The sequence below is a fragment of the Methylobacterium crusticola genome, from assembly GCF_003574465.1.
GTDB lineage: Bacteria > Pseudomonadota > Alphaproteobacteria > Rhizobiales > Beijerinckiaceae > Methylobacterium > Methylobacterium crusticola.
Window position 1 is genome coordinate 1 of the sequence record NZ_QOWC01000335.1, and the last position, 5,543, is coordinate 5,543.

General features: G+C 77.7%; 5 protein-coding genes. 3 read left to right on the plus strand and 2 right to left on the minus strand.

From position 1 onward, the window contains the following. Positions 1-61: 61 nt before the first annotated feature. The gene (locus tag DT057_RS33820) at positions 62-919 is read left to right on the plus strand and encodes a methyltransferase (protein WP_128566388.1); all 858 of its coding nucleotides are present in this window, start codon (positions 62-64) and stop codon (positions 917-919) included. A gap of 26 nt (positions 920-945) precedes the next feature. On the opposite strand, the gene DT057_RS33825 is transcribed toward DT057_RS33820, so the two are convergent. Both DT057_RS33825 and DT057_RS33830 read right to left on the minus strand, forming a co-directional pair. Then, positions 946-1,767 (minus strand): transglutaminase-like domain-containing protein, encoded by an 822-nt coding sequence (locus tag DT057_RS33825; protein ID WP_128566389.1) that lies wholly within the window; start codon positions 1,765-1,767, stop codon positions 946-948. 238 nt (positions 1,768-2,005) lie between these two features. Then, positions 2,006-2,545 (minus strand): cytochrome b, encoded by a 540-nt coding sequence (locus tag DT057_RS33830; protein WP_238312725.1) that lies wholly within the window; start codon positions 2,543-2,545, stop codon positions 2,006-2,008. A gap of 285 nt (positions 2,546-2,830) precedes the next feature. Between DT057_RS33830 and ribA the strand changes: the two genes are divergently transcribed. Together ribA and DT057_RS33840 are read left to right on the plus strand one after the other, a co-directional pair. After that, complete coding sequence (gene ribA, locus DT057_RS33835) at positions 2,831-3,958, plus strand: GTP cyclohydrolase II RibA (protein WP_308220138.1); 1,128 nt, start codon at positions 2,831-2,833, stop codon at positions 3,956-3,958. 131 nt (positions 3,959-4,089) lie between these two features. Continuing rightward, positions 4,090-5,543 (plus strand): dihydroxyacetone kinase subunit DhaK (locus DT057_RS33840; RefSeq protein ID WP_128566391.1); only part of this gene is annotated, 1,454 nt, incomplete at its 3' end.

The following is a 5,543-nucleotide window of genomic DNA, read 5'->3' on the forward strand; positions in this document are numbered from 1 at the left end:
GCCTGCCGGACTGGGGGAGCACCGCCGCGGCGGTCGCCCGGGCCCTCGCGGAGGCGCGCCGATGAGCGGGTTCAGCGCCGCGTGGCTCGCCCTGCGCGAGCCCGCCGACCACGCGGCCCGCGACCCCGGCCTCGTGGCCGCGCTCGGGCGGGCCCTCTCGGGCCGGGCCCTCGCGGGCAGAAACCTCGCGGTGGTCGATCTCGGCTGCGGCACCGGCTCGAACCTGCGGGCGCTCGGCCCCCACCTGCCGGCGCGCCAGGAATGGTGCCTCGTCGACCACGACCCGGCCCTCCTGGACGCCGCCCGCGAGGAGCTCGCGGCCTGGGCCGACGCCGCCCGGCCGGAGGGCGACGCCCTGGTGCTGCACCGGGCCGGGCGGCGGATCGCCGTGCGCTTTCGCGCCCTCGACCTCGCGGGCGGCCTCACGGCGGCGCTCGCGCCGGCCCCGGACCTCGTCACCGCGGCGGCGTTGTTCGACCTCGTCTCGGAGGACCGGATCGGCGCGGCCGCCCGGGCCGTCGCGGCGGCGGGCGCGGCCTTCTACGCGGCCCTGAACTACGACGGCCGCGAGGCGTGGCAGCCGCCCCATCCCGGCGACGCCGCGATCCACGCCGCCTTCCTGGCCCACCAGGGGCGCGACAAGGGGCTCGGGCCCGCCGCCGGGCCGGGCGCCGCCGCGATCCTGGCGCGGGCGTTCGGCGGGCTCGGCTACGCGGTGCGCTTGGCCGACAGCCCCTGGCGCCTCGGCCCAGGCGGCGGGCTGATCGGGGCGCTCGCCGCCGGCACCGCGCGGGCCGCCGCGGAGACCGGCCTCGTGCCGGCCCGGGAGGCCGCGTCCTGGCGCGCCGCGCGGCTGGAGCCGGGCACGCGGGTCCTCGTCGGGCACACGGACGTGCTGGCGCTGCCGCCCGCGCCCTGACACCCCGCCGGGCGCGGGCGGGCGCCTCAGGGCGCGCCGGACGCAGGGGCCTCCTCGGTCGTGACGTGGAAGCCCGTGAGGGTGTTCGCCCCGAAGGTCAGCGTGAGCGGCACGTCGGCGGCATCGCGCCCGTAGGCGATCAGGATCCGGCCGATGCGCGAGCTGTTGTTGCGCGGATCGAACGTGTGCCACTGCCCGCTCAGGTAGACCTCCATCCAGGCCGCGAAATCCCCGGGGGCGTGCGGCAGCGGCAGCCCGATGTCGCTGACGTAGCCGGTGCAGTAGCGCGTCGGGATGTTGAGGCAGCGGCACAGCGTGATCGCGAGGTGCGCGTAGTCGCGGCAGACGCCGCGCTGCTCCTCGAACACGTCGGCCGCCGTGCGGGTCGGCCGCGAGTGCTCGTAGCCGAAGGTGATCCGGTCGTGGACGTAGTCGCAGATGGCCTGGACCCGCGCCCATCCCGGCGGGATCCGGCCGAACAGGTCCCAGGCGATGTTCGACAGCCGGTCGGTCTCGCAGTAGCGGCTGCCGAGCAGGAACAGCAGGGTGTCCGCCGGCAGGTTCGGGACCGCGGTTTCCTGGGCGTCCGGCGCGGCCGCGTCGCCGCGGCCGTAATCGCGCACGATCGTGTCCGTCTTGAGCGTGAAGCGGCCGGCCGGGGCCACCATGCGGTTGCACCAGTTGCCGAAGCTGTCCCGGTACCCGGCGAGGGGCACGGCGGGCGTCGTCAGGAGGTAGTCCGGCCGCTCGAGGTCGGAGAACCGCGAGGCGTGGACGTTGAGCGTCGCGATGACCGGCGTGGGGTGCGGAAACTCGTAAGTCATCTCGCAGCCGACAAGAATGCGCATGAGCTGTCTCCAGGGAGTGCGGCCGGGCGACGCCCCGGCCGGGGTGCCGGACGTGGGCGAACCGGGCGTCGACCGCGTCGGCAGGCCAGCCCGATCGGATGCGCACCCCCCGGGCGTAGCACGGATGGCCCGCGTCGGCCGGATCATTTCCGGGCGGCGTGCCGGCGGCGTTCCGGCGGCGGCGGCGGCCGCCGCCGGCCCGGCCCCGTCCGGCCCGCGCGCGCGCCGGACTCCGGCCTCACCCCCGTCCCGGCAGCATCCGCCGCAGGGTCCCGTCCCGGCGGATCAGGTGGTGGTGCAGGGCCGCGGCCGCGTGGACGAGCGCGAGGGTCACCAGCGTGAAGGCCGCGAGCTTGTGCACGAGCAGGATCGCCTCGCCCACCGGCATGCCGCCGGAGACCGGCAGCGTGAGGGGCAGGGTCCAGAACATCAGGACGGGCGCGCAGCAGGCCGAGGTGCCGGCCCAGCCGAGCACCGGCACGAGCACGATCAGGGCGTAGAGCGCGAGGTGCGAGGCGTGGGCGGCGCGGCGCTGCCAGGCGGGCAGGCCCGGAACCAGGGGTGGCGCCCCCCGCAGGCTGCGCACGACGATGCGGGCCGCGACCAGGGCCAGCACGGTGAGCCCGAACGACTTGTGCCACTCGTAGAGCTGGTTCTTGAGCGCGCCGTCCGGCAGGTTCGCCATGGTCAGGGCCACCGGCACCAGGCCGGCGACGAGCGCGGCGATGATCCAGTGCAGGGCCTTCTGGGAGGGCGCGTAGGCGGTGGGCGGAATCATGCGGCCTCCCCGGGTGCTCCGCGCCGGATCCTGCGGCACGGCGGATCAAGCTGGACAATCACGAAAGGTTGATGGACTGAACCGGAGGCGAACGGCACCGGGCACGCCACATCCAGACCTGCGCCCGGTCCGAGCGCGACGCCGGTCCCGTGACCCACGGTCGGCCGGTCCCTGGTCCTCACGACCCCCAGACGACTCGACGTGTCCGGGCGGCATCTCCCAGGCTTGCTCATGTCCCCGACCCAGCCGCAGCCCAGTGTAGACCCGGCCCTCCGACGCGAACAGGTGGAGGTCGAGCGCGCGCTGGCCGAGATCCGCGCCGGCCGGCCCGTAATCATCGTGAGCGGGGCGGCCGGCGGCCTCCGGGAGGCCGCGGCAGGCTTCGGAGAGGCCGGCCCGGGCGACGCCGAGCCCGGCGAGGAGCCGGTCCTGGCGCTGGCGGCGGAGGAGTTCGGTGCCGAGCAGGCCGGCGCGCTGGCGGCGCACGAGGGGGCGGGCATGCGGCTCGTCCTGTCGGCCCCGCGCCTGCGCCGGCTCGGCCTGCCGGAGCGCTCCGAGCCCGGCGCCCTGGCGCTCCCGGTCCTCGATCCGGCCCGGATCGCCGCCCTTTCGCTGCGGGCCGACGCCCGCATCGACGCGCCCGTGGCGCCGGCCTCCCGCCTCGACGCGGCGGCCCTCGAGCTCGCGCGCCTCGCCCAGGTGCTCCCGGCCGTCGTGATCGTGCCGGGCGCGCGCCCTGCGGGCACGCTCGCCGTGACGCGGGACGCGGTCGCGGCCTATCGCGCCCGGCAGGCCGCGTCGCTGCACCTCGTCAGCCGGGCCCCGGTGCCCCTCGCCGGCGCGCCCGAGAGCGAGTTCGTGGTCTTCCGCGGCGGCGAGGGCCTGCGCGACCAGGTCGCCATCGTGATCGGGCGGCCGGACCTGACCGGCCCGGTGGCGGTGCGCCTGCACTCGGCCTGCCTGACGGGCGACCTCTTCGGCTCGCTCAAGTGCGATTGCGGCGACCAGTTGCGCGGCACCGCCCGCTGGATGGCGCAGAACGGCGGCGGCATCGTGCTCTACCTCGACCAGGAGGGGCGCGGGAACGGGCTCGCCAACAAGATCCGCGCCTACGGCCTGCAGGCGGAGGGCCTCGACACCTACGAGGCCGACGAGGCCCTGGGCTTCGGCCTCGACCAGCGCCGCTTCGAGTTCGCGGCCGCGATCCTGCGCGCCCTCGGCGTCTCCCGGGTGCGGCTCGTGAGCAACAACCCCGACAAGGCGGAGGCGCTCGCGGCCGCCGGCCTGACGGTGGTCGGCACCCAGCGCGCCCTCGGCCGCGTGACGCCCGAGAACCTGCGCTACCTCACGGCGAAGCGCGACCGGGCCGGGCACGCCCTCGACCTCGACGCCTTCGCGTGCCGGGAGGTCTGAGGCGGGCCGGTTCGCGCCCGCGCGGGCCGCGCCGCCCGGTTGCGGCGCGGACGGGTTGACCGGGCCGCGGACCGACCCCGTCGCGGGCGGGCCCGGGACCAGACCCCACGGCGGAGGCAGGAGGACGCGCGATGGCCCACTTCATCAACGACCGCGCCGCGCTGGTGATGGAGGCGCTCGACGGCCTCGTCGCGGCGAGCGAGGGCCGCCTCGCCCGCCTCGACGGCGATCCCGCGATCCGGGTGGTCCTGCGGGCCGACTGGCGGGGCGACGCGGTGGCGGTGGTGTCGGGCGGCGGCGCGGGCCACGAGCCCGCCCATGCCGGGCTCGTCGGCCCGGGTCTCCTCACGGCGGCGGTCTGCGGCGACGTCTTCGCCTCGCCCTCCGTCGACGCGGTCCTGGCCGCGCTCCTCGCCGTCACGGGCCCGGCGGGCTGCCTCCTCGTCATCAAGAACTACGCCGGCGACCGGCTCAATTTCGGCCTCGCGGCCGAGCGGGCCCGGGCGGCCGGGCTCGCGGTCGAGACCGTGACGGTGGCGGACGACATCGCGATCCCGGACGCGCCCCGGCCCCGGGGCATCGCCGGCACGCTGTTCGTCCACAAGGTGGCGGGGCACGCCGCCGCGGCCGGGCGGCCGCTCGCGGAGGTCGCGGCGGCGGCGCGCGGGGCCGCGGCCGCGGTGCAGTCGCTCGGCATCGCGCTCTCGGGCTGCACCATCCCGGGCCAGGCCGCCGAGGCCCGCCTCGCCCCGGGCCAGGCCGAGCTCGGGCTCGGCATCCACGGCGAGCCGGGCATCGAGCGCATCGCCCTGCCGCCGGCCCGCGCCCTCGCCGCGCTGATGATGGCGCGCTTCACCGGCCCGGTCGCGGCGGCGGAGCGCCTCGCGCTCCTGGTGAACAACCTCGGCGGCACCACGGCCCTCGAGATGCAGGTGCTGACCCGGGCGGCGCTGGCGACGCCCCTCGGCGCCCGGGTGCGCCTGCTGCTCGGGCCCGCCCCGGCGATGACCGCCCTCGCCATGCACGGCGCCTCGCTCTCGCTCATCCCCCTCGACGCGGCGACCGAGGAGGCCCTGCGGGCCGAGACCCCGGTGCCGGACTGGCCCCGGGCGCGGCCCGTGCAGGCGCCGGCCCTGCGGCCGCTGCCGGCGGGCCTCGCCGCGGGCGAGACCGCCGCCCCGTCGCGGGACCCGGCGGCCGCGGCCGCGGTCGCGGCGGTCTGCGAGGCCCTCGCCGGGGCCGAGGGCGCCCTGAACGCCCTCGACGCCCGGGTCGGCGACGGGGACACCGGCACCACCTTCGCGGCGGCGGCCCGGGCGGTCCTCGCCGACCTCGACCGCCTGCCGCAGGCCGAGCCGGCCGCCCTCTGCCACGCCCTCTCGGTGCGCCTCGCCCGGGTGGCCGGCGGGTCGAGCGGGGTGCTGATGTCGATCTTCTTCTCGGCGGCCGGATCGGCGCTGGCGGCGGGGGCCTCCTGGCCGGAGGCCCTGGCGGAGGGGATCGACCGGCTCCAGCGCCACGGCGGCGCCCGGGCGGGCGACCGCACGCTGCTCGACGCGCTGATCCCGGCCGTCGCGGCCCTGCC